The sequence below is a fragment of the Streptomyces albipurpureus genome (genome assembly GCF_023701525.1).
Lineage (GTDB): Bacteria > Actinomycetota > Actinomycetes > Streptomycetales > Streptomycetaceae > Streptomyces > Streptomyces albipurpureus.
Genome location: NZ_JAMQAW010000001.1, coordinates 234465 through 255262, shown reverse-complemented (window position 1 = coordinate 255262; position 20798 = coordinate 234465). Strand labels below are relative to the sequence as shown.

Genomic DNA, 20798 nt, shown 5'->3' with positions numbered 1-20798 from the left:
AGCCGTGCAGTCGGAAGGGCGGCGCAGGCCGATCGGGCGCGACGCGACTGACGCTGATCGAGGTCGCGAACCCACCCGTGGTCGGGATCGTCAGGCGTCTGCCTGAGCCATGCGCTGGACCGCGGTCCGTACGCACGCCTTGGACGGGGCCGGTTGGGCCCGTTCAGGGCCGCGGTTCTCGTACGAGACCGGCGAGGACCGTGGTGACGACCCGGTGGACCGCCTCGGTCTTCGGCGGGGTGCTGTTGCGGTCGGCGAACTGCATACGCACCGCCCCGATCAGTGCCGGAGCGAGTGTGTCGACATCGGCCTCCACCGGGACGCGGCCCCGCTCCTGTTCGGCGGTGAGATAGGAGGCGATCATGGCAGCGGCCTCCGTCAGGACCGGCACGCCCGTCGGCCGCGCCGCGCGCAGTCGGGCGCGCAGCTCATCCCGGGAGGTGACGAGGCCGACGATCGCCACGGCGACCGACCCGAACAGGGACGTCGACGTAGCGGTGACATTGCCGGCGACGGTCCCGCTGCCTGCCAGGTCGCGCAGGGCGGCGCCCTGGCCGTCGATGCGGGCGACGCGGTTCAGTACGAGCTCCGCGAGGAAGGCGTCGAAGTCGGCGAAGTGACGGTGCAGCACCCCCTTGGCGCAGCCCGCTTCCGTGGTGACCGCCCTGCTGGTCAGCGCGCTCGGTCCGGCCCGGAGCAGAACGCGCTCGGCAGCCTCGAACAGCTGCTCGCGCGCATCGCGGATGGCTGTCCCCGTCATGCCTCGTGGCAGAGGTCGTCGATGGGGCGCTGAGACGAGGTAACTGTCCTAGCTGACCGCCCGGTTGATCCTCTGCTGCGAAGACCCGGACGGCCGCCGTTGTCGTCGCGGTCGGCGTTGGCGTCCGCGTAGGGCCTACACCGAGGCCTTGCGGTCGGCGTACTCGAACACCGAACCATCGGGGTGTACGGCGATGAGATTGCGGCCCACCGGTGTGGGAACCGGTCCGGCGACGACCTTGGCGCCCACTTCGCACAGCGAGGCGTAGGCCTCGTCGACATCCCTGACGGCGATGGTCGCCGTCACCTTGCGCAGGACTTCCAACTCCGACTCCGGTCCGCTCATCAGCAGAAAACACCCGACCGCGGCGACCGACACCCCACCGCGCTCGAACCGCAGTGGGGTGGTCCCGGTGAGTCGTTGGTAGAAGGCTGCTGCGGCCTCCAGGTCGTCGACGCAGACGCGCAAGGTCGTTCCGAGGATCTCCATGAGGGGAGCCTAGTTCGCGGCGGCCGGTGAGGGGGTCACTTGCTGGCAGTTGGTGATGATTACGGCGATTCCCTGCCAGAACGGTGGCTCAACTCCAGCCCTCCAGAGGCCTCTCGGAGGCCATCGGAACCAACGGGGCGGGCGTTGGATGACTCCCTCGCAGCCGTCCGAGGCGTTACGAGCAGCCCTGTGGGTGACCCCTCGCGCCTGTGCGCCGCGGTGCGCGCACACCCGTTGTGAGGTGTTGTGCTCTCCGCGCGGTGCGATCAGGCGCGGCAGAGCACTTCGCCGTGCGGCACCACGAACCATGCGTCGTCCCGGGTGCCCCACTCCCGCCAGCCGTCCGCGATGGCGGCCAGATGGCCTACCGCCGTATGGCCGCCGTCCACCGCCAGGTCCGCGTACACCGACGCCGTCGTACGGTCCGCCCATAGTCCGCTCCACCAGGCGCGCTCATCCGGTGTGGCGAAACACCAGACCGACGCCGAGGGGCTGATCTCGGTGAATCCCGCGCTCTGGGCCCAGGACAGCAGTCGTCGACCCGCGTCCGGCTCGCCGCCGTTGGCCCGGGCGACCCGCTGGTAGAGCGCCTGCCACTCGTCCAACACCGGAATGTGGGGGAACCAGGTGAAGGCGCCGTAGTCACTGTCGCGCACGGCGACGATCCCCCCGGGGCGGCACACCCGCCGCATCTCGCGCAGCGCGCCGATGGGATCGCCCACGTGCTGGAGCACCTGATGGGCGTGGACGACGTCGAAGGAGTCGTCCGGGAAGTCCAGGCCGTTGATGTCCGCCACGGCGAAGTCCACCTGGGTGAGCTCACGCCGCTTGGCGAACTCCCGTGCCTGGTCGACGATTTCCGCTGAGATGTCCACACCCGTGACATGGCCCTGCGGCACCAGCGCCGCCAGGTCCGCGGTGATGGTGCCCGGGCCGCAGCCGATGTCCAGAATCCGCATGTCCTGGGTCAGTTCACCCACGAGGTAGGCGGCCGAGTTCGCGGCGGTACGCCAGGTGTGTGAGCGAAGCACGGACTCATGGTGGCCATGGGTGTAGACGGCAGATTCCTGGGGCATGGCAGGTCTCCTTCGAATGGCGAGGCCTTCACAGTACGCCCGCTCATCGAATAGTGAGACTCGTATCTTGCATAGTGAGACGACTAGAGGAGTGCCTGCGGTCGGTAGACCGTGAGTGCGCCGACCGCCTTGTCCACGGTGAACTCGGCTGGCGCCACCGCCACTTCACCGTCGTAGGCCAGCGGAGTGCCGGGCTCGATGCCGGAGATCCGCAGCTGGTGCAACTGCTCCGCCGCGTGCACCGGCGACCGGCTGAACGGCCCGGCGAGTGCGGCGGCCAGCAGTCGCAGTCCCGGCCAACGCCCACCGTGCACCACCCGGACATCCAGCAGGCCATCCGCGAGGTTCTGGCGGTGGCCCGGCGTCGGACCCACCCGCTGGTAGACACCGTTCCCGGCGAAGAGCAGCCACATCGGCCTGCGCCTGCCCTGCACCACTGCCTCCAGCGGGCGCCCATGGCGCAGGACCCTTGCCGCCGCGACCACGCCCGCGGGCCAACCGCCGATCCTCGGCGACCAGTGCTCCCGGATGTTCACCAACTCCGGGTAGACGCCCAGACTGAACGTGTTGAGGAAGTAGCCCGGCCGGCCCTCTGACTCGTCGGGGCCAGGAGTGAACCGCCCCAGATCCACCTTCACCGCGTCCCCGCTGGTCAGTGCGCGACAGGTGTCATCGGCTGACTCAATGCCGAGGTCATAGGCGAAGTGGTTGAAGGTGCCACCCGGGAACACCGCGAGCGGCACCCCCTGCTCTATGGCTGAGACCGCGGCCCGGTTGATGGTGCCGTCCCCACCGAACACACCGAGTGCCCGGCAGTTTCGGGCTGCCTTGTCCAGGGCCGCCCCGAGCTCCCCGGGGCCGCACTCCACGATCTCCGCGCGCGGTAGCGCCTCCTCGATCAGAGCCGCTGAATCGGCCGAACCCGAGTGGCGGTTCACCACCATCACCAGCCCATCGCCGTCAGGCAGCGCTGGCGCACTCGTCTGGGGCCTGCCCGGCGACGGCAGCTGTGACCTGGTGGGCACCAGGCCCCGTACCGCGAAGGCCGCACCTACTCCCAGCGCCGCACCCACCAGCACATCGCTGGGGTAGTGGACGCCCGTGTAGACACGAGAGAACGCCACCGACGCGGCAACCGGAGCGACCACCGCACCCCAGCCCTTTGACTCCAGGGCCACCCCGGTGGCGAACGCCGCAGCAGACGCGGCATGACCGGAGGGGAACGACGTGGTGAAGGGCTGCCGCTTGAGCTGCCGTATCACCGGCACCCCGTCAAGCACCGGCCTGGCCCTGCGCACGGACCGCTTGCCGATGGTGTTGATGGCGGCGGACGCGAGGGCGAGCGACGCCACTCCGCGCATCGCGGCGCGCCGCGAGCGGGCTCCGCTTCCCAACGCGGCGATCCCGGCGGCCGCGCCCAGCCAGAGCAGCCCGTGGTTGGCACTGCGGCTCAGCCGGGGCAGCACCGGCTCGGCCCCTGGCCACTCCCGGGACGCGATGGAGTGAAAGACCCGTCGGTCCAGGTGGCTGAGCAGGTTGGGGACAGTGGTCCGCAGCCCTGCATTCTGCTGTGCTTGCGCAGGTGACATGGATCGCGCGTACCCCGTGTGGCTGCCTTCCACGCCCGCGGCCCCCCATTCGGCGCGCCCGGCGTCAGCTTGCCCACCTGGCCTGTCGGATGGCGGTGGAGCGGGGCTAGGATCGCCGGCATGCTCATCACCGAGGACAACTGGGCCTTCCCGGCAGCGATATCGCGCCGAGCGCGGTCCTGTCCCTGTTGACCTGATGACCGGTATGACCTGGTGAATCGCTGAGGCTCCGATCCAGCTGTCTGCTCCCTCACCGATCCGTCCCGGGGGGAGAGCTGCCGACACCTGTCGACCCGGTGAGGCCGGGTACCCCGGCTCCCCACCCTCGCGCACACCCTCCGCTGGTACCCAGGTGCCCAGGGGAGCCACCAGCAGCCGAGCACCCACCCACCCTCTCCATCTCGCCCACCACCGAGGAGGCCTCCGTGCTGCCCATGTCCGCCACCCACCGCCGTGATCTGCTGAAACTGCTGGCCGTCGCTCCCCTCACCGCCGGTCTCACGCCCGTTTTACCTGCCCGGGCCGCTTCCCCCACGGCGCCACACCCCCAGCTCGCCATCGCGCCGGGCATTGTCAAACCCCTTCCCTCCGAGGTCTTCACCATCCGCGGTACCAACGCCGAGACCCGTTTCGAGGCCCTGCGCGAAACCGGTCAGCTCACTCCCGCCGAGCGGTTCTTCGTCCGCAACCACACCTCCACACCGCGTCTCACCGAAAGCGATTGGCGCCTGAGCGTCTGGGGCAGTGGACTGCGCGGTCGCGGGCCAGTGGACTTCAGCTACGGGCAGCTCAGATCCCTTCCCTCCGTCACCCGTACCGCCGTGGTGGAGTGCGCGGGCAATGGGCGGAGCTTCTTCACCACCCAGCAGGGCGAAGCCGTCAGCGGTACCTCCTGGACCCTGGGGGCAATCGGCGCCGCCCGCTGGCGTGGGGTACGACTGCGCGATGTCCTGCATCGCGCCGGGATCGCCTCGTCCGCCGTCGATGTGATGCCGCGCGGCTTGGACGACGAGTTCATCAGCGGTGGCAACAACCTCGGCCGGGTCCGTCGCCCACTGCCCGTCGCCAAGGCCCTCGACGATGTGATCCTGGCGTACGAGATGAACGGCGAGCCCCTCCCGTACGACCACGGCTTCCCGGTTCGGGTGATCGTGCCGTCGTGGATCGGCATCGCCTCCATCAAGTGGCTGGGCGACATCGAGGTCAGTGACACTCCTCTGGAGTCTCCATGGAACACCCAGTTCTACCGACTCTTCGGGGCGGCTCATCCCCCCGCCGGCAGCGCGCCCCTCACCAGGCAGACCATCAAGAGCGCCTTCGAGCTCCCCAACGGCGCACTGCTGGAGGCGGGCAGGACCCATCGACTCACCGGCCGGGCCTGGTCGGCGGCCGCCCCGGTGCGCACGGTCGAGGTCAGCACCGACGGGGGAACGCACTGGCGAAGGGCGCGACTGCACGACACCCCGCGCCGCCATGGCTGGGTGCGCTGGTCATTGCCCTGGCGTCCACGAAGCGCCGGCACGGCCGAGCTGAGAGCCCGCACCACCGACCTCGCTGGAAACAGCCAACCCGAGCGCACCGTCCACAACACCCAGGGCTATCTCTTCGACGCGGTAGTGCGCCACCAGATCACCGTCGTCTGAAGTCCGACGCCCGCTCACCGGGCGGCCCGGCCCGAACCTCCGTATAAAGGGCACGTGGGCTAGGCGACGGGCCGGCTCCGGCGGAACAGCGGTCGGATGTGACGGTATGCGGCGGACGGACACCGAAGGGCACGGACCCGTCCGCTACGGGCCGCCCGCACCCGAACCAGGTCTCCCCGTCCCCGCCGAACTGGCCGAAGTCCTCGCCGGGGCCTCCGCAAGCGCACTGGGCGAGCCACCCGGCGGCGGACCACTGCTGCGCGAGGCGGCCTGCGGGTACTGGCGGCGGCGAGGACTACCGGCCGGCATCGATGAGGTGGTCGCCGCCGCCGGCCCGCAGCCGCTGCTCTTCGCACTGATCGGGGCCTACCACGGGGATGTGCTGATGCCCCGGCCCTGCCCGGCCTGGTGGACCCCGCAGGCCCGGCTGCTGAGCCGCCCTGCCTACCATGTGCCCACGCCGGCCGAGTGCGGTGGTGTGCCCGACCCCTACGCCCTGCTGGAGACGGTACGGCGGGTGCGGGCCGAAGGCGGCCGGCCCACCCTGCTGCTGCTCTCCGTCGCCGACGACCCCACGGCAACCGTTCCACCGCCCGAAACCGTACGCGAGGCATGCGAGGCCGCGATCGGTGAGGGCATGCAGATCATCAGCGACGAGACCTGGGGGGACACCCTCCACCGGCCCCAGGGCACCGTGCTCCTCAGTCCCGCCGAAATGTGGCCCGACCACGTCACCGTGATCAGCGATCTGGCGGGCGCCCTGCTGCCCTCCTCCTGGCCGGTGGCGATCGCTCGCTTCCCCCCGACCGCGGCGGGAGCCGCCCACCGCGCCAGAACCCTCGACATCATCACCGCACTCGGCGCGCTCATCGCCGAACCCCTCGCGGTGGCGGCCACGCACGCCCTTCGGGAACCAGGGCCGCTGGTCGCCCGTAGGGAACAGACCGTCGCCCTGCACGCGACCGTGGCCGCCGCCATACACCGCGCGGTCCTCAACTCCGGAGCCCTCGCCCGCCCACCGCAAGCCGGACGCCACCTCTATGCGGACCTCGGCCCCCTGCGCCCCCGGCTCGCCGCGCAGGGTGCCAATGACTCCATGGAACTGGAGGAGTATCTGACCGCCCGTCTTGGGGCACCCGCCCCTGGAGGGCACCGATTCGGCGATGAGTTGGGCGCGCTACGGGTGCGGTTGGCGACCGCACCCCTGCTGGGAGCAACCCCGCAAGAGCGGCAGGAGTCTCTCACCTCACCAGCGCCCCTGGAATTGCCGCATGTCGCGGAGGCGTTGAGCATTCTTGGAACGGCCTTCGACGAACTGCGTTGAACGGAGCCCAGGATGGCCGAGCAGGGAGAGCGCACGGACGGAGCGGACCAGTCGGAGGAGCAGACCTCCACCGTGAGCGGTGGGGGAACGCTGACCGGCGGTGGGGAGGGAAAGCCGCCCGCGACCGCGAGCCGGACCCGCGCCCTGGGCGAGGTCCGCCACTGGCCCCGGACCTTCGCCCATCGACTCACCGCGCCACTGCCCGGTGTCCGTGCCATGGCGCGGCTCGCCCGCGAGGGCGCGGTGCGCCCCGGACCCGACGGGCTACGGGACATTCCCCTGCTGCCCTTCGCCCCCGGCCCCCTCCCCGCGGTGGACAGCACCACCCTCGCCGCCACCTGGGTCGGGCACGCCAGCTGGGTGCTCTCCATCGGCGGGCTCACGGTTCTCACCGACCCCGTGTGGTCACGGCGCATCCTCGGCACTCCGGCCAGGATCACCCCCGTCGGGGTGCGCTGGGAGGATCTCCCGCCCATCGACGCCGTGGTGATCAGCCACAACCACTTCGACCATCTGGACGCCCCGACCCTGCGGAGGCTGCCTCGCCGCACCCCCGTCTTCGCCCCGGCCGGACTCGCCCGCTGGTTTCGCCGCCGCCGCTTCACCCGGGTGACCGAACTGGACTGGTGGGAGGGCGCCGAGTTGCACGGCGTCCGCTTTGACTTCGTACCGGCCCACCACTGGTCCAAGCGCACCCTGACCGACACCAACCGCTCGCTGTGGGGTGGCTGGGTACTCACCGACCCGCTGGGCCAATCCGTCTACTTCGCGGGCGACACCGGTTACGGGCACTGGTTCCAGGAGATCGGCCGCCGCCACCCGGGTCTCGATCTTGCCCTGCTGCCGATCGGCGCGTACGCCCCGCGCTGGTGGCTGCAGGATGTGCACACCGACCCGGAAGACGCGGTGCGGGCCTTTGTCGACCTCGGCGCGCGCAACATGGCCCCCATGCACTGGGCGACCTTCGTCCTCTCGGCCGAACCGGTACTGGAGCCCCTCGCCCGGGTTCGGGCGGCCTGGGAGCGGACCGGTAGACCACGCGGCCAGCTATGGGACCTGCCGGTGGGGGGCTCCCAGGTGCTCACCGCATAGCGGACAGGTGCACCAGGGGCGGTGGCCGTTCCACCCCCACGTCCGGCCACGGTCCCAGGAGACATCCTCAGGCGTGCTGCCCGGACGAGCCCGGACGCCGCCGCCGAACACCCCGCCACAGCGCCGGCACCCCACTGATCACCACGGTCACCGCCACCGCGACCGCCACACCCTTCCAGGCCTCGTTGAACAGCGACCCACCCAGAATGCCGATCAACTGATACGTCACCGCCCACGCCAGACAGGCCGGCACATTGCCCCGGATGAAGGTGCGCATCGGCATTTCGGCCAGCAGACACGCCAGCATCACGGGTATTCGACCCGCCGGCACCAACCGGGAGAGCACCAGCACGGCGACGCCATGGTCTTCCAACTTCTGCTGCGCCTGCTCAAGCCGTTCGGGTGCGGCATGACCGCGCAACCGCTCCAACCAGCGGGAGCCGTTCTTGGAGCGGACACCACGCTGCCCGAGCCAGTAGAGGGTCACATCGCCGACGAACGCCGCGGACGACGCCACCAGGAAGATCAGCAGCAGCGCCAAGGGGGCCGTCTGATGAAAGGCCACCACGGCAGCCGAGCTCACCAGGGCCCCCGTGGGCACCACAGGCACCAACGCCCCCAGGACGATCAGGAGGAAGAGCGAGGGATAACCCACGGCCTGCTGGGTCGACTCGGGAGGCAACTGCTCCACGAAGTCCGAAAGCCCGGACAGCGCGTCCGAGAGCAGGCTGGTCACGAGGATGCCTCCGGTCTGAACCGCTCGCCGTGACCCAGCCGGTGCACGGCCACCTCAGGGGCGAGCCGAGCTGTTTTGCGGACGAACTCCTCGCCCGGGGCGTGGAACTCATGCGGTCGGACACCGTCCAACCCGATCGGCCAGTAGGTGCCGTAGTGCACCGGCACCGCCGAGCGTGGCGCGAGAGCGGCCACCGCCTGCGCCGCCCGTCCCGCATCCAGATGGCCATGCCCCAAATAGGGGCCCCAGCCACCGACCGGGAGCAGGGCCACATCCACCTGACCGACCTCATCCGCCATGGAGTCGAACAGTCCGGTGTCCCCGGCGAAGTAGGTACGGGCCTCACCGGCGATCACAAAGCCCAGCGCGGGCGAGCGCTGCGGCCCCACCGGTAGCCGCCGTCCGTCATGGAGCGCGGGCACGGCCCGTATGGTCAGCGGCCCCACCCGCACCTCGTCATCCGGGGCGACCTCGGTGATCTCCAACCCCAGCCGGCAAAGACCGGGTACCGCCCGGCAGGCGCCGCTCGGTACCACCAGACGAGTGCCGGGGGACAGGCGAGCCAGCGAGGGAAGATGGAGATGGTCCGAGTGGAGATGAGAGACGAGGACGGCGTCCGCCATCGCTGCTTCGGGCGGCGGCACTGCCCCCCGGCGGCGGCGGAGATGCGCCAGCCGACGCACGAAAAGCGGATCGGTCAGCACCCGCACACCGGAATCCTCGACCGTGCAGGTGGCATGACCCCACCAGGTGACCTCCACCGGCACCTCCGTCCTCCCTCATCCCGTAGGGCTTCGAGTACGAGCGTAAGCGCTGTGCCGGCATCCCTGACGGGCGCGCGACCACATGGCGGGCCAAGCCCTCGGGCCTCATCCGGAGTAGGGTCGGCGGGCGAACGGCGATCGGCAGGGGGACAACCATGGGTGGCTTACGGGTGGCGGCGATCGCGAGCCTGACTCCCCTCGAAGAACTCGACCAGCACTCCTTCCTGGTGGACACCCGCAGTCAGCTGCGGATGTGTGCCCGGTGGGCTGATGAGCGGGGGCACACCGTGACGCGTCAGCTGGTCTTCTCCGGGGTGCGCCACGACCTCTGCGCCCTCTGGGCGGATGTGGAGGGCGGCACGGTCGATCTCTTTGTGGCCGCCAACGAACAGGTGCTGTCCCGGGCGCTGCTCTCGGTGCCGGAGTTCGCCGATGAGTGCGCGAAACGGGGTGTCGGGCTGGAGAGCGCGAATCTGCCCGAGCCCGTGTACGACGCGGCGATGAAGGCGGATGTCCACCGCAGGCTGTCCATGCCCACGGCGGGCTACGACGGCTGCTGACCAGGCCTTCCAGGCCGTCCAAGCGGTTGGCGACGCCGACGACGGAATGCCCCTCGCACCGGCGGCCGTGGTGCGTGCCCTTGCCCGCCTGCCTCAACGAGGGGTGGGGGCCTGCCCGCGGTTCCGGGCCGGGCCTCCCGGGACCTCGATCGGTTGGCCGGCAGTGGACGCCGAGTCGTGCTGGTCCCTGGCCCGCCCGTGCGTTTCGACGCCTTCGTCCCGTGGGTCGGGGCCGCCTCAGCCTCAGGACGTCCGGCGAGGGAGCCGAGGAGCGGGGATTCCCCCGGCTCGCCCGCGCCCCTGAAGCGCACCGGCCGGGCCGACCCCGCTCGGACCTCTCGGGCGTCCGTCCGGCGAGGAAGGCTTGTGGGCGGGTCATGCTCTCGGCTGTGCCAGGCTGGGGGTCTGTTTTCAAGTGAGGTGGGATCGGCGTGGCTGAAAGGCGGTGGCGCAGGGCCGGCAGTGCTCTCCTGCGTGTGATCGTGGTGTGGGCGGTGTCGACGCTTACCCTGCTGGCGCTCGCCGGGCTGCTGCCCGACTTCCAGCTCCAATCCGATGACGGGGACAGCATCACCCGCACCGCCGTCACGGCGGCCTGGGGCGCTGGTGCCTTCGGTCTGCTGACCGCGCTGGTGTGGCCCCTGGTCGTCCGCGCGCTCCTCCTCGTACCCGCACTGGTGCTGGGGTTGCTGGTCTTCTTCCTCAACGGCTCCCTCCTGCTGATCGCCCTATGGCTGATTCCCGATGGACGCGGTGACGCGGCTCCCGAGACGGCCGTGGTGGTCGCCGCGGTCATGTCCGCCGTCGCGTCCGCCAGTTCCACCGCGCTGGCCGTCAGGGACGACGACGCCTACGGCCGCAGACTCTCCCGGCTCGCCACCCGGCGTCGGCGCAGACAGGGCGCCGGTGCGGACAGTACCGGCATGGAGTGCCCGGGCATGATCTTCCTCCAGCTCGACGGGGTCGGCCACGAGGTGCTGCAACGCGCGGTCAAGGACGGGGTGATGCCGACCGTCGCCGAGTGGCTCGACGGCACCCACCGGCTCACCCCATGGCGTACCGACTGGTCCAGCCAGACCGGTTCCAGCCAGCTCGGCATCCTCCACGGCTCCAACCACGATGTGCCCGCCTTCCGCTGGTACGAGAAGGACGGCGGACGGATCATGGTCAGCAACCGTCCCGCCAGCGCCGTGGAGCTCCAGCGCCGTGCGATCGAGCGCACCGGAGACGGTGGGTTGCTCACGCTGGACGGGGCGAGCCGCGGCAATCTCTTCAGCGGTGGGGCCGACCAGGTCGCCCTGGTGCTGTCCGTCTCCACCCGCCGGGGCCGGGAGAATCGATCCCGCGCCGGCTACTTCGCCTACTTCTCCGACCCGGCCAACGCGGTGCGTACGGCACTGTCCTTCGTCGCCGAGGTCTGCCGTGAGCTACAGCAGTCGACCCGGGCCCGACTGCGCGGAGACCGACCACGGGTCGCGCGAGGTGGCCTCTACCCCTTCATCCGCGCCTTCGCGACCGTCATCGAAAGGGATGTCGTGGTGGCGGCAGTGATCGGCGACATGCTCGCCGGGCGTACCGCGGTCTACGCCGATCTGGTGGCCTACGACGAGGTGGCGCACCACTCCGGACCCCACAGCCGGGATGCTGTCCGGGTGCTGGAGTCGCTGGACCGTTCCATCGCCCTGATAGCCAAGGCGGCCGAACACGCCCCGCGCGCCTACCGAATCGTGCTGCTCTCCGACCATGGACAGAGCCCGGGCGAGACATTCGAGGGAGCGTACGGGCTCAGCCTCAAGGACTTGGTACGGGCGGGGTGCGGGCTGCCCGTGTCACGACGGGTGGAGCGGACCGCGTGCGGTGCGGAGGCCCGCGACGCGGCGGCGGACGCGCTGCGGATCGGCCTTCACCGCCGGGGCGCCTACCCCGAGGAGTTTGTGGCCCCTGAACTGACCAAGCTCGATCCATCCGGCTTCCAACCGCTGGCCCGCGATCCCGCCGCCCCTGACCTGTCTGGCCCCGATCCGATCGGGCAGGACCCCGCCGCCCCCACCCCTCGGGACCCTCGCCCCCCAGCCGCCGCCCCCATCGTGCTCGCCTCGGGAAATCTGGCGCTGATCTCCTTCCCTGATCGGCCGGGTCGGCTCAGCCGTGAAGAGATCGAAGCCCGCCACCCCGCGCTGCTGAGCACCCTCGCCAACCACCCCGGCGTGGGCTTCCTCCTCGTCCGTAGTGAGGAGCACGGCTCGGTGGTCATGGGCGCCGGTGGGGTCGAGGTCCCCCTGGCGGAGCTGGCCGATGACGGCCCACTGGCGGTCTTCGGCAAGGGCGCGGCCGAAGCCGTTCGCCGCACGGACACCTTCCCGCATGTCGCCGACATCATGGTCAACTCGATGTACGACCCCGAGACCGGCCAGGTCCACGCGTTCGAGCAACAGATCGGCTCCCATGGCGGGCTCGGTGGCGAGCAGTCCCAGGCCTTTCTGCTCGCGCCCCTCGAACTGAGCACACCGCTCGATGAGGAAGCGGAACTGGCGGGAGGGGAACTGGTGGGTGCGGAGCAGATCCATCGGGTGCTGCGGCGCTGGCTGCGCGAGTGCACGGGCCCGCAGGTGCCCATCGAAGGCGCCGCCGAGACGGCGGCAGAATCCCCCACCAAGGCCTCCTCCGCAGGCTGAGGCCCCGGACAACCCCTTCCATGCCCCGATCGACCGGGACCGGGGCCGAGTCCGAGACGGAAACCCAGGCCGGGAGCAGCTGGGGCGGCCCTGCGCAGGGCACATCACGAGGCATCGCACCGCACACCGGATCGCCTTGCCGTGGGACGTCGCCGGACCAGCGTCGGCGAACCGAGCCAACCGAGCCAACCGAGCCAACCGAACGTACCGAGCCAACCGAACGTACCGAGCGAACCGAACGTACCGAGCGGACAGAAGGTGGCGGCTTCTGCGATCGGCCGCCACCCGGGCGCCGAAGCGGGGCTAGCCGAGGGCTGCCAACTGCTGCGTCAGCGTCTTGGTCGACCGGAACGTGGCTCCGATGACGGCGATGTGCTTCCAGTGCAGCGTTCCGTCAGCCGCGATGATGAAGACCGAACGCCGCACTCCCAAACCGGGCATCGTGACGCCGAAAGCACGGGTCACCGCCATGTCGACATCGGCGAGCAACGGCATCCGCAACCCGTGCTTCCGGGCGAACGCCTCATGACTGTCCACGCCCTGCGGGCTGATGCCCCACACCTGCGCCCCGCAGTCGGTGAAGGCGTCGAGCCCGCTGGAGTACGCACACAGCTGCTTGGTGCAGACGCTGGTGTCGTCCCCCGGGTAGAACGCGAGCACCAGGGGATGTCCTCGGTGCTCGCTGAGGGTGAAGTCCCGCCGGTCGAAGACCCCGTCGGTGAGTACTCCGCCGGGGAGGGTGAAATCGGCGACCGGCTGGCCGCGCTCGGGTGATGCTGCCAAGGGGGACTCCAACCACGAAGTGGTGACGGCTGCGCTCGACCGCAAGGGGCCGGTTCACGCCCGGACCAGGACCATTGTCCCCACCGGCGCCCGGCCCTGTCATCACCCCCCGCCCATGCCACGTCAGTGCGGTCATTACCTCCCGGGTAATCGACCCCTCCCGGCCGTCCCGGCAGTCTTGTCGCACCGGGGGCCGGGCGGCGCACTCCGCCCGGACCTTGGGCCAAAACCATCCTCATGACCTCGATGGAGGCTGATCAGCCATGTCCGCCACACTCCTCACCGGTATCGCCCGCACCTCCGAGCCGCAGCGCATGCTCCGCCGCTTCCTTCTGCTCGATGCCGTCGTCACCGGGGTCAACGGGCTGGTCTACGCGGTGGCTCCCGGGACCGTCGCCCGACTGACCGGGGTCGACGACGGCGTCCTCCTCGGCCTTGGCGTCTTCCTGCTGGTGTTCACCATGGGTGTGGGCGCGCTCGGCGCGCAGCGGAACCCGTCCGGGTTCTCGGTGAAGCTGCTGATCGAAGCCAATGCCCTATGGGCCGCGCTGAGCTTGCTCTCGCCCCTCCTGTGGTTTGACCCGACCCTCGCGGGCTCGGTGTGGATCGTGCTCCAGGCGCTGGTGGTGGGCGGATTCGCCGCCCTCCAGTGGGCAGCCCTCGGCGTCCGGTCCAACGCCGTCAGAGCGTGAGGGAGCGCAGATAGTCGACGGTCGCCGGATCGGCCGGGAGGAAGGTCTCGATGGCCAACTCGGCGACCGTCACATCCATGGGCGTGTTGAAGGTGGAGATGGACGAGACGAAGGACAGCACCCGCCCGTCGTGTTCGATCCGCATCGGTAGGGCGAAGAAGGGGTACGGAGCCGGATCCTGCTGTTCCGTGATCGCATCGAAGCCCCCCGGCGGTGGGGGGTAGGCGCTGACCTCCTCGTAGAGCGAGCACAGTTCGGGGGAGCGGGCGAGGGCGATCTGGCGCTCCATCTGGGCCCGTAGATGGCCGCGCCACTCCGGTAGGTTCCGAATGCGTGGGGCCAGCCCCTCGGGGTGGAGGGTGATCCGCATGGCGTTGAGCGGGGGCACCAGCAGATGGCCGGGTATGCCCTCCAGCAGCATGGCGATACCGCGGTTGGCCGCCACCACGTCATAGACGCCGTTCACCACGAGTGCAGGATAGGGCTCATAGCCCTTGAGCAGCCGCTCCATACCTTCGCGTAGCCCCAGCATCGAGGGATCGGTGAGTGGGGTTTCGGCGTATCGAGGGGCGTAGCCGGCCGCGAGCAGCAGGGAGTTGCGTTCCCTGACGGGGACGTCGAGGTGCTGGGCGAGCCGGAGAACCATCTCCTCGCTGGGTCGGGAGCGCCCCGTTTCGATAAAGCTGATGTGCCGGGCGGAGGAGTCAGCGCGCAGGGCCAAGTCCAACTGGCTCACCCGCCGCCGCTCCCGCCAACCGCGCAGTAGCGGACCCACTTCCGTGGTGGATACGACAGTCGTCATGGCTCGACCGTAGTACGGCGGCCACCCCGGCGGTGGCGCCGGTCCCCGGTGGCCTGGTCAGTCCTGCCAGTCCTTGGCCTCACCGAGCAGGGCGGCCAGGCCTGTGTCGATGTCGAGTGCCCGGCTCTCCAACTCCGCCGGGACGGTCGCATAGGAGTGGAGGAGGAAGTGCCGCAGCCGACCGCTCGCGAAGCGCATCAGTGCCACCCCCTCGGCGGAGCGCAACTCCACCATGGTCTGTGCCCGGTCATAGGGCCAGATGTGCACATCGCCCTCACCGGACGGGGTGTGCAGTCCCGAGTCCAGCAATTCCCGGGCGAAAGTCCAGGTCACACAGGCACCATCGAGGGAAACCGCGGTGGGAAAGATCATCCGGACGGCGAGCGGGTCATGGGCGCTGTAGTGCAGACCCACCGTCACGGGCACGGGTTGCGGCGCATCGCTGATGAGGTGTGCCGGGATCGACTGTTCAACAGTGGGGAACATCAAGTCGCTCCTCTGCGGTTGATTGTTCAACTCCTTGCGATCTACGACGCAGTTCGGTGCCACAGCACTTCACCAGGAGGGCGATCAGACGCTGTGACCTATGTCACAGTAGGGGCGGGTGGGGCTTCTTCGCAGCTCATCCGGGGTCGGTGGGCGATCCCTTGGAGGCGGACGGTTGGACCGCACAGCGGAACCAGTACGACAACCAGGTGATTCCGCGACGACATGGGGTGCGACAGAGCGATCCCCCGGTGATGGTGGGGTCGGGCTCGCCCGTCACGGGCCACGCCTCCTCTCCTGGCGCCTTCGACGGCTCGGTCTGCGTGGGTGAGGAGCCGTTCGGAGCCTTCGAGGTACTTCTGGCATGCGGTGAAGGGGGCAGTCCCGCTCCGGCGGCCTCCTTGCGTACGGCATCCGTCAGATAGGGGGAGCGCAGTATCTGGGAGAGTCGTACGAGTCCTTCGCGGCCGGGGCTGAGTGCCGCGGTCAGGGCGCGCACCCCCGCCTGGGCGCGGTCCGAGGCCTCGCTCGGCGGTTCCCCGACGCGGCGCGCCTCCACCGCGGTGATCACCATCGCCGCGACGCCCACCGCCTTGGCGCACCGCCGCGGCGCATAGCCGATGACCGCCGACGCGTAGGCACGGCGTCGGACCCGGTCGTCCAGATAGGGCTGGAGCCGCAGCAGTTCGTCATGGATCACGGTCTCGCGGACCGTCAGTCGCAGTTCGGGCGCGGCCCACCAGGGAATCCTGGGTCGGGCGGTGGTGTCCCCTCCTCGCTGGGCCGGACTGAGCCAGTGCCAGAGGGCGCCGAGCCGGGTGTAGGTGAGGCCTGCGTAGAGCGCTGCGGCGCAGCGCGGACCGAGCAGCGGCACCAGAAAGCCGATCGCGGTGGTCAAACCCCCGGTGGAGGCCAAGAGAGGCGCCGCCGTCGTACTCAGTTCGTCCCAGTCGTGCCCCGCCCATCGAGCCGCCACCGCGGTCAGTTTGGCGATGCCGAAGGACAGGTTGAAGAAGAACCCGGCCACCAGCAGACAGAGCCCCGCCCGGAGCCACTGGCCCACCGCACGGGCCCACAGCAGACACATCATCGTGGTCACCAGGGCCGCGACGGTGTGGGCCAGCAGATAGAGGACGATCATCTCGCGGAGGAACGGGGTGTTCGCGTAGTAGGTGTCGAAGTCCCGCAATCGCTCCACCGGGGCGTCCCCGAGCGCGAAGAGGACGCCGAGGGCCGCGATGACGGTGCCGTACGCGATGACCCATCCGCGGGTGCCGCGCCGTACCCGCTCCGGCGCCCCGCCCCGCCATTTGGCGATCAGGATCAGACACGTACAGCTGAACGCGCAGAGGAAGCAGTAGACCAGGGGGGCCGCGATGTTCGGCTCGCCGGTGAGGCGGTTGATGCGCGCGATGGTGGCTGGAGCGGCGAGTACGAAGCACGCCGATGCGGTGAAGAGGAGAAAGTGCACCGAACGCACCAGGGGGTCGCGCCAGCCGCGCCGTAACGCGGGCAGTTTGGCGGCCAACGCGATGGCAAGGACGACCGATGGGACGTAGTAGTCGCTGTTGTGCATGGATCAGCCTTGGCGGTGTCCGAGGGATGCCTGGATACGTTGGGCGACTGCGCTGGTGGGTGCCTTGTCGGGGGTGCGCTCCAGCCATTTGCGCACCTGGGCCCCCAACTCCAGACCGAAGGTCTCGGCCTCTGACTCCTGTGCCTGTCGAAAGTCGGTACGTGCGGCGAGTTTCTGGACGCTCGATGCCATGCCGGCGCTGTCGGTGGCCAGCAGGGCGGCGGCCGTCGGCCCTGTCGGGCTCGTACCGGTCGTGCCCACCGGGCCGGTGGCGGGCGCTGTGCTGTGCCCGGCCACCATGTGCCACACCTCATGACCGAAAATGATCAACTGGTGCAGTGGGTGGGTGTTCGCCTGGACGCAGATGATGTCCCGGTCGGCCATGTCCAGATAGAGCCCACTGGCCGTCTGGGGCGGGAACTCCACCAGATGGAGCACCACCGGTCGGCCGCGGCGTTCGCTGAGTCGGGCGCAGAGAGCGGCGAACACCTCCTGGGGCCCGACCGGCCCGGCCTCTTCGAGTGCGCGGGCCAGTTCGTCGCGAAGCTGGCGCATGGCGCTCCTGGTGCCCACTCCACTCCCCTGCTCGACAGCCTCGGCCTGGTGTCACACCGTACCGAGGGTTAGGGGGCGTGGGCATGGACTCCCGGTAACGTCATCGGGAATCTGGACACGATCAGGTGACGTCTGGTGGATCCTGGGCTGCCGTGCGTCCCGAGGGGAGTGCGCGGTGCGGTCGGCGCCAGGCCCCGAACGGCAGCCCACAGCCCCGCACCGCTGGGCATGTGCCGGTGTGCCACCGGCCCCGATGACCCGATCGCCGTTCCCCGTGCGTGCGCTCCCCGGAGCGGGTGTCCCGCTCCTACGGCTCGGTTCGGCCGGAATCGCGCCGGACGCCGTCGCGCGCGTCGGGGCCGCTCGCACCGCTCCCTCCGGGGCGGAGGAATCCCAACTCCCGCCGGGTCAGTGGCGGCTTGGAGAGCCTCGGCCGCAGGGGTCCCCGTACCGCCCCGATCAGAACGTCGGGGCGGACCAACCGGTCAAAGCCGGATTGGAGCGTCATCACATCGGTGAGCGCCTTGGCCATGGAGTAGGACCCGGTCGAGGTCTTCACCAGTCGATTGACATAGCGACTCAGCAGCCGATCCGCGGCGTTGGGCAGCCGTCCCCGGGCGCCGGGATAGAAGATGTCCTGGCCGGTGGCGAGGCCCCAAGCCACCTGTGTGGGGCGGGCGATCGCCCGCTGGGCGCGACGGGCGAGCCCCGGCGCTGTGACCCCGGCCCGGCGCAGCTCGCCCCGCAGCGCCACGGCTCCCAGCGCGGCCACCGACATGCCCTGGCCGTAGACCGGGTTGAGGGCGGCGACGGCGTCACCGATCGCCACATAGCCCTCCGGAGTGTGTCGGCACCGCTCGTAGAGCCGCCGTCGATTCACCGTGCTCCGGGTGACGGTGATCTCGCTCAGCGGTTCGGCATCCGCGATGAGTTCACCGACCAGGGGGTGGCGCACGCCTTTGGCGAAGTCAAGGTAGGTGGACTCATCGTCGGTGGGCTCACCACCACGAGTGCCCGAGAGGCTCACCAGCCAACGCTGATCCTCTATCGGCATGATGCCCGCGGACTGGCCGGGGCCAGGCAGCCGGGAGTCGGGCTGGATGATGAAGAGAGGGGAGTCCTCGGATCCGGCTGGCGCTCGATAGACCCGGCTGGCGTAGGCGACTCCGGCATCGACTGCCAACTCCCGCACCGGGCTGACCCCCAGGTCCTTGAGCCACTGCGGGCCGCGGGAGGAACGGCCCGAGGCATCGACGACGAGATCGGCCGCCAACTGCTGTTCGGAACCGTCCTCCAACCGTATTCGTACGCCGTCGATACGCCGTGCGTCGCCGATCAGCCCCACCGGTTCGGCGCTCTCCACCACCGTGACATGCGACTGCCGCAGCACCAGATCCCTGATCGCCCAGTCCAGGAGATCGCGGCTGCAGGCGATGAGGTAGTGCGACTCAGGCCAGCGCCGGTACCAACCGCCCGGTGAGAGGGACACCATCCCGGTGGGCAGCGGGACTCGGCGTGCCCCCGCGGCCAGTAGTTTCCCGGTCACCCCGGGGACGAGTGACTCGACCGCGTTCGCGCCGCCCGACCAGAGGGCATGCAGATGGCGGGCTTGTGGAAGGCCCTTGCGGGGGAGGGGGCCATTCGGCAGGACATCCCGCTCCACGATGGTCACCTCGTCCACGAATGCCCGACACGCTGCGGCGGCCAGGACGCCCGCGAACCCTCCTCCGATGATCACTGCCCGGCGGCTGCGGGTTCTCCGGGGGGATCTCAGGGGATCACTCATGAGTTGCTGCTCTCCGATGTGGCCGCGCGGCGGCTCGCTTCGTGGACGAGTGGTGAATGGCGTAGGGCGAGGGACATCCGTACAAGATCATCCGCTTGGGTGGAAGGTTGCACGGACTCCTTGCCTTCGGCAAGGGTGGTCCGGCCGGGATGCGCCGACTGCACCCGGCTCGCCGCCGCGATCATGGCCGCGTCCGCCAGAATGCGAGCCTGGGCCGGTGGATGCCCCTGAGCCAGCGCACGGCCGTGGACATCGCTGTGCACCAAGCGGTCGAAGTACGGGCGCAGGCCGATGATCCCATCGTGGATGGCCGCCTCGCGCTGGGTGAGCCGCAGCTCCAGTGGTGCCCAGGGGCCGATGGCCACCCCGGGCCCGCTGCGGCCGGCGTCGGCCGTCAATTGCCTCTGAAGCGTCGCGAGTCGGCGGTAACGCACCGCGGTACGCCAGCCGATGCCCACCCGCTGAGTCACCAGCGGAAGGACGAAACCCCCTCCGACCAGCGGCGCTGCCACCGAGGCAAGGGGCCGGGCCACATCGGTGGACAGCGTGTCCCAGTCATGGCCGGTCCAACGCGCGCCGACAGCGAGCAACTTCGCCACATCGAAGCCGAGATTGAGGATGTAACCGCCGAAGATCAGCAAAAGGCCGACTCGCAGCACCCCCTTGACCTGGAGTGACCACCGCCAGCACAGCACCGTCATCACCACGGCGGCCACACTGTGCGCCAGCAGGTACAGCACGATCATCTCGCGGATGAACGGGGTGTTGGCGTAGTAGGTGTCCAGGTCCTCACGCCGCTCGACCGGCGCGTCTCCGAGCAGGAACAGGAGGTTCAACGCGACGATCACCAGGCCGTAGGCGATCACGCAGAGGGTGGACGCCCGCCGGGTCTGATCCGTTGTGCCGCCGCGCCAGATGATGATGAGGACGACACAGGCGCCGCTGAAGGCCGTCAGTACGCTGTAGACCAGCGGGGCGGCGAGATTGGGCACTCCGGAGATCCGGTTGATCGCCGCCACCGTCGGCACCGCGGCCAGGAGGAAGACCAGGCTGGCGACCAGCAGCAGTCCACAGACCGCCCTCAGCAGGATGTCCTGCCGATTGCGGACCAGCGCGGGGAGTTTGAGCAGGAAGGCCCCGAAGAGGAGGGCGGCCGGAGCGGTCATGCTCAGGTCATCCATGGACACCACCCGTTCCGGGGTCCACCGCCGGATGACCGCCGCGGCCCGGCCATGGCTCCGCGCACCGCCGGCGCACTCCTTCGCGCTCGCCTCGCACGGCACTCACCCCCGGTTCTGCCCGATGTCCGCGACTGCCCTCCGAGACGGCACACCCCAGGCAATCCCACCCCGCGCCACGGTACGCCGCGAGCTCCGTCCCCTGGCGCTGTGGTCTGAACAGAGCTGTCGC

At 69.9% G+C, this 20798-nt stretch carries 19 protein-coding genes; 6 read left to right on the top strand and 13 right to left on the bottom strand.

The window, feature by feature from the left end; all coding sequences use genetic code 11:
• Window positions 1–163: 163 nt before the first annotated feature.
• From NBG84_RS01125 to NBG84_RS01110, 4 genes are all read right to left on the bottom strand, one after another.
• Window positions 164–760: a TetR/AcrR family transcriptional regulator gene (locus NBG84_RS01125; RefSeq protein WP_250917282.1), complete on the bottom strand. Its 597-nt coding sequence runs from the start codon at window positions 758–760 to the stop codon at window positions 164–166.
• Window positions 761–895: 135 nt separating this feature from the next.
• Complete coding sequence (locus tag NBG84_RS01120; RefSeq protein ID WP_250917281.1) at window positions 896–1249, bottom strand: VOC family protein; 354 nt, start codon at window positions 1247–1249, stop codon at window positions 896–898.
• Between the two features lie 266 nt (window positions 1250–1515).
• Entirely contained in the window at window positions 1516–2325 is an 810-nt protein-coding gene (locus NBG84_RS01115) for a class I SAM-dependent methyltransferase (protein ID WP_250917280.1), read from the bottom strand.
• A gap of 83 nt (window positions 2326–2408) precedes the next feature.
• A complete protein-coding gene (locus tag NBG84_RS01110; RefSeq protein WP_250917279.1) occupies window positions 2409–3914 on the bottom strand; it encodes a bifunctional phosphatase PAP2/diacylglycerol kinase family protein in 1506 nt (501 codons plus the stop codon).
• Between the two features lie 434 nt (window positions 3915–4348).
• Here NBG84_RS01110 and NBG84_RS01105 point away from each other — a divergent pair, with 434 nt between their 5' ends.
• The 3 genes from NBG84_RS01105 to NBG84_RS01095 all read left to right on the top strand — a co-directional run bounded on the left by NBG84_RS01105 (window position 4349) and on the right by NBG84_RS01095 (window position 7973).
• On the top strand, window positions 4349–5557 hold the full coding sequence (locus tag NBG84_RS01105; RefSeq protein ID WP_250917317.1) for a sulfite oxidase: 1209 nt from the start codon (window positions 4349–4351) through the stop codon (window positions 5555–5557).
• 106 nt (window positions 5558–5663) lie between these two features.
• Complete coding sequence (locus tag NBG84_RS01100) at window positions 5664–6881, top strand: pyridoxal phosphate-dependent aminotransferase family protein (protein WP_250917278.1); 1218 nt, start codon at window positions 5664–5666, stop codon at window positions 6879–6881.
• 12 nt (window positions 6882–6893) lie between these two features.
• Entirely contained in the window at window positions 6894–7973 is a 1080-nt protein-coding gene (locus NBG84_RS01095; protein WP_250917277.1) for an MBL fold metallo-hydrolase, read from the top strand.
• Window positions 7974–8040: 67 nt separating this feature from the next.
• Here NBG84_RS01095 and NBG84_RS01090 read toward each other — a convergent pair whose 3' ends face one another.
• A complete protein-coding gene (locus tag NBG84_RS01090; protein ID WP_250917276.1) occupies window positions 8041–8709 on the bottom strand; it encodes a DedA family protein in 669 nt (222 codons plus the stop codon).
• Complete coding sequence (locus NBG84_RS01085) at window positions 8706–9476, bottom strand: MBL fold metallo-hydrolase (RefSeq protein WP_250917275.1); 771 nt, start codon at window positions 9474–9476, stop codon at window positions 8706–8708. Before NBG84_RS01085 ends, NBG84_RS01090 begins: the two co-directional genes overlap by 4 nt.
• Before the next feature lie 152 nt (window positions 9477–9628).
• On the opposite strand from NBG84_RS01085, the gene NBG84_RS01080 reads away from it, so the two are divergent.
• Both NBG84_RS01080 and NBG84_RS01075 read left to right on the top strand, forming a co-directional pair.
• Window positions 9629–10033 (top strand): serine integrase family protein, encoded by a 405-nt coding sequence (locus NBG84_RS01080; RefSeq protein WP_250917274.1) that lies wholly within the window; start codon window positions 9629–9631, stop codon window positions 10031–10033.
• 431 nt (window positions 10034–10464) lie between these two features.
• Window positions 10465–12708 (top strand): phage holin family protein, encoded by a 2244-nt coding sequence (locus NBG84_RS01075; RefSeq protein WP_250917273.1) that lies wholly within the window; start codon window positions 10465–10467, stop codon window positions 12706–12708.
• A 303-nt stretch (window positions 12709–13011) separates the two neighbouring features.
• Here the strand turns inward: NBG84_RS01075 and NBG84_RS01070 are convergent, their stop codons facing one another.
• Entirely contained in the window at window positions 13012–13491 is a 480-nt protein-coding gene (locus tag NBG84_RS01070) for a peroxiredoxin (RefSeq protein WP_250917272.1), read from the bottom strand.
• A gap of 263 nt (window positions 13492–13754) precedes the next feature.
• Here NBG84_RS01070 and NBG84_RS01065 point away from each other — a divergent pair, with 263 nt between their 5' ends.
• Window positions 13755–14183, top strand: a complete 429-nt coding sequence (locus NBG84_RS01065; RefSeq protein ID WP_250917271.1) for a hypothetical protein — start codon at window positions 13755–13757, stop codon at window positions 14181–14183.
• Here NBG84_RS01065 and NBG84_RS01060 read toward each other — a convergent pair.
• The 6 genes from NBG84_RS01060 to NBG84_RS01035 form a co-directional block, all read right to left on the bottom strand.
• On the bottom strand, window positions 14173–14985 hold the full coding sequence (locus tag NBG84_RS01060; RefSeq protein ID WP_250917270.1) for a helix-turn-helix domain-containing protein: 813 nt from the start codon (window positions 14983–14985) through the stop codon (window positions 14173–14175). The two genes, NBG84_RS01065 and NBG84_RS01060, sit on opposite strands and share 11 nt — an antisense overlap.
• A 57-nt stretch (window positions 14986–15042) precedes the next feature.
• The gene (locus tag NBG84_RS01055) at window positions 15043–15471 is read right to left on the bottom strand and encodes an SsgA family sporulation/cell division regulator (protein ID WP_250917269.1); all 429 of its coding nucleotides are present in this window, start codon (window positions 15469–15471) and stop codon (window positions 15043–15045) included.
• A gap of 136 nt (window positions 15472–15607) precedes the next feature.
• Complete coding sequence (locus NBG84_RS01050) at window positions 15608–17047, bottom strand: MAB_1171c family putative transporter (protein WP_250917268.1); 1440 nt, start codon at window positions 17045–17047, stop codon at window positions 15608–15610.
• Between the two features lie 3 nt (window positions 17048–17050).
• Window positions 17051–17602: a hypothetical protein gene (locus NBG84_RS01045; RefSeq protein WP_250917267.1), complete on the bottom strand. Its 552-nt coding sequence runs from the start codon at window positions 17600–17602 to the stop codon at window positions 17051–17053.
• Between the two features lie 307 nt (window positions 17603–17909).
• Window positions 17910–19388, bottom strand: a complete 1479-nt coding sequence (locus NBG84_RS01040; RefSeq protein ID WP_250917266.1) for an FAD-dependent oxidoreductase — start codon at window positions 19386–19388, stop codon at window positions 17910–17912.
• Complete coding sequence (locus NBG84_RS01035) at window positions 19385–20569, bottom strand: MAB_1171c family putative transporter (protein WP_250917265.1); 1185 nt, start codon at window positions 20567–20569, stop codon at window positions 19385–19387. Before NBG84_RS01035 ends, NBG84_RS01040 begins: the two co-directional genes overlap by 4 nt.
• Window positions 20570–20798 lie beyond the last annotated feature (229 nt).

Bases quoted from the DNA above. Each gene is read 5' to 3' on its own strand.
- NBG84_RS01060 (WP_250917270.1), bottom strand. From the start codon at position 14,985: ATGACGACTGTCGTATCCACCACGGAAGTGGGTCCGCTACTGCGCGGT.
- NBG84_RS01100 (WP_250917278.1), top strand. From the start codon at position 5,664: ATGCGGCGGACGGACACCGAAGGGCACGGACCCGTCCGCTACGGGCCG.
- NBG84_RS01055 (WP_250917269.1), bottom strand. From the start codon at position 15,471: ATGTTCCCCACTGTTGAACAGTCGATCCCGGCACACCTCATCAGCGAT.
- NBG84_RS01120 (WP_250917281.1), bottom strand. From the start codon at position 1,249: ATGGAGATCCTCGGAACGACCTTGCGCGTCTGCGTCGACGACCTGGAG.
- NBG84_RS01115 (WP_250917280.1), bottom strand. From the start codon at position 2,325: ATGCCCCAGGAATCTGCCGTCTACACCCATGGCCACCATGAGTCCGTG.
- NBG84_RS01065 (WP_250917271.1), top strand. From the start codon at position 13,755: ATGTCCGCCACACTCCTCACCGGTATCGCCCGCACCTCCGAGCCGCAG.
- NBG84_RS01080 (WP_250917274.1), top strand. From the start codon at position 9,629: ATGGGTGGCTTACGGGTGGCGGCGATCGCGAGCCTGACTCCCCTCGAA.
- NBG84_RS01040 (WP_250917266.1), bottom strand. From the start codon at position 19,388: ATGAGTGATCCCCTGAGATCCCCCCGGAGAACCCGCAGCCGCCGGGCA.
- NBG84_RS01105 (WP_250917317.1), top strand. From the start codon at position 4,349: ATGTCCGCCACCCACCGCCGTGATCTGCTGAAACTGCTGGCCGTCGCT.
- NBG84_RS01110 (WP_250917279.1), bottom strand. From the start codon at position 3,914: ATGTCACCTGCGCAAGCACAGCAGAATGCAGGGCTGCGGACCACTGTC.
- NBG84_RS01045 (WP_250917267.1), bottom strand. From the start codon at position 17,602: ATGCGCCAGCTTCGCGACGAACTGGCCCGCGCACTCGAAGAGGCCGGG.
- NBG84_RS01095 (WP_250917277.1), top strand. From the start codon at position 6,894: ATGGCCGAGCAGGGAGAGCGCACGGACGGAGCGGACCAGTCGGAGGAG.
- NBG84_RS01050 (WP_250917268.1), bottom strand. From the start codon at position 17,047: ATGCACAACAGCGACTACTACGTCCCATCGGTCGTCCTTGCCATCGCG.
- NBG84_RS01035 (WP_250917265.1), bottom strand. From the start codon at position 20,569: ATGGATGACCTGAGCATGACCGCTCCGGCCGCCCTCCTCTTCGGGGCC.
- NBG84_RS01125 (WP_250917282.1), bottom strand. From the start codon at position 760: ATGACGGGGACAGCCATCCGCGATGCGCGCGAGCAGCTGTTCGAGGCT.